Here is a 2,262-nt window from a genome sequence, read left to right on the forward strand (position 1 = left end):
CATCGCATTTCGCTGCCAACGTCCGTGACGATCGCGATACGTCCCCTGCCGTGCAACGAAACGCGGGCATCATAAGCGTGATTTTAAAAATCGTAAAGTGATTTATATTTTTCAGAAATCCTTGACAGCGGCGCGGCAGGCTCCAATAAGTCGGCGCTGGCCGCCGGCTCGATCTTCTCGGCCAACCCGCTTCATTCTAGTCATGCCGCGCATTCTCTGAAAAGTATTGAAGTTGTCCTGGCGCGCGCGTGCGCCTCACCGTGCCGGCGCCAAGTCGGCCAATCCAACTGATGGGGACGCAGTTCGGCACGCTGCCATTTTTGACAAGCACGATGGCAGGAAGACTGGGGAATGGGCCGCAAATTGTTCATGCGCTCGTTGAACGTATTGGTTCGCGCCTTTTGAAACGGGCATCATGACCACGTCAGCCAAGTCCATCTAAGTGTCACTTTGCGGAGCTGCAACAATCCACATCCTTGGCACTGCTGTTGGGGAGTAACGGCTAATGCTCTCAAAGGTATCGAGGGCAAGGGCCTGACCTACCTTTGGACTCACGAAAATTGTCCATCCCAAGCGGCTGAAGAGCGCCTTCTGAAGTGGAAGTGTTGTCAAAAAGACTCGCCCTAGTCGGCAATTTGAGTCACTAATCGTCTTGCGAGAATACCTGATTCGCCTATCCGACCGAGTGGCAATGGCTGCACAGAGGGCCACAGCCCCGGAAGGAGGTGTATTGATATGGCTCGCATCGGTCGTAGCGCCATCACTGGTCGCTTCACCACGGTCAAAACGGCGAAGGGGAAACCCAACACACACGTCGTTGAGACCATCAAAAAACCCAAGGGTTCTAAGTAACCCGTAAGTTTCGGCGGCTTCGGTCTCACCACCGAGCCGCCGTTTTCGTTTAGGTGATTCGCGACGAAAAAGAATCTGCTATTTTCGCTCGTCACTCTCTGGGGGCACTTGGAAGCCTATTGCCAAGTTTCATTTCCTCATGCGGTTTTGCCCTTAGTATTCGCACGAGCGCGCCGATCAGGCGCTTGCTTTCGTCTGTTGATCTTAGTTCGTCATTCTGCCGCCGCGATAATGCCGGTCACCAACTTCATTTCGGTCTGGCCAGCGTGATCGCGCATATCCTTTGCAAGCTCTGTCATGGTTACGATACTAAGCTTGAACAGAGTGTCGGCCGCCATTTCATCCAGGGTATCACTCGGATGCATCAACGGATTGCGGTCAAGCTGCCGCATTCGATCCAGCATTGCAGCCACCTTGGGAGAAGGAAACCTCGGCTTTATTCCGTTTTCGTCGGCCTGCTCCAAGTCGGTGAGCGCTTCAACATAATCATGCCAGCTACGGAACGCTTTATCCTTGCTGCTGATCTGCTTATAGTAAGCAGCCATCACGACCTCAAGACCGCGAAGTATGTGGAAACCGCACGCCGTATAGCATTCTAGTGCTAAACAGCGGCCGGCAGAACGAACCTCATCCCTAACGCCGGACGGCAGAACGGCCAATGCTTCAGCATGAAGATTCTCTTCGGCCGTGTGTAATAGCGTCGATATATCAAAACCGACTTTTTTATCTATGAAGTAGGTCTCTGATTTCCTGCATTCGGCCGCCAAAACGTGGCGAAACTCATCCATCTTGGATCGCGTCGAATAGAAGCTCCAGCTTTGAAACTCTTGCTCAAAAGCATTGGACTTCAATTTTTGCCGCGAGACATCATCCCAATAGTGAGGCCATATGTCTGTCTGGAGCGCCGTTAGCACCTGCCTGGCGCTATCCCTCGTTAAAGGGAAAGCCGTTTGATCAGACTCAAACTTTCGAAGCATATTTTCAAGCTGGACAGCAGGAAAGAAAATGTCTGACCCTTTGGCCTTCTCCGCGGAAAACGACGTGCGAGCCGTAGAAAAGGCCTCCGCCAATTCGAACAGGTCCAATACTTCTAAACGTTTCACGGGAGCGTGCCTCCTCGATTCCGAGTCGAATAGAGACGTTATCACAACTCCTGAAGCTGCGCCGGGATGACGGTCAACGGAGCTCCGAATTTCACCCGTTTTTGTCAAGCGTATAACTCTCCTCAAGGGCCGGGCACAGGGAAGGTCAGGGGATGGCTGCATCCGTGGTCCGTCTGCAGAAAAAAGGCGGCAATCACCGCAGGTTCTGAGCCGATCATCCGGCCTTCCCTGCGCGATGGTGTTAACGCTTATACGTGCTCTCCTCGGGGACCGGCTGTCTTGCCCCCGTCGCCGGCGGATCATCACC

General features: G+C 53.3%; 1 protein-coding gene. It reads right to left on the reverse strand.

The features are described 5' to 3' along the window. Window positions 1–1,064 precede the first annotated feature (1,064 nt). Window positions 1,065–1,955: a hypothetical protein gene (locus tag QX132_RS32970; protein WP_316163876.1), complete on the reverse strand. Its 891-nt coding sequence runs from the start codon at window positions 1,953–1,955 to the stop codon at window positions 1,065–1,067. Window positions 1,956–2,262 lie beyond the last annotated feature (307 nt).

It is taken from the genome of Bradyrhizobium sp. SZCCHNRI20481, from assembly GCF_032485055.1.
Lineage (GTDB): Bacteria > Pseudomonadota > Alphaproteobacteria > Rhizobiales > Xanthobacteraceae > Bradyrhizobium.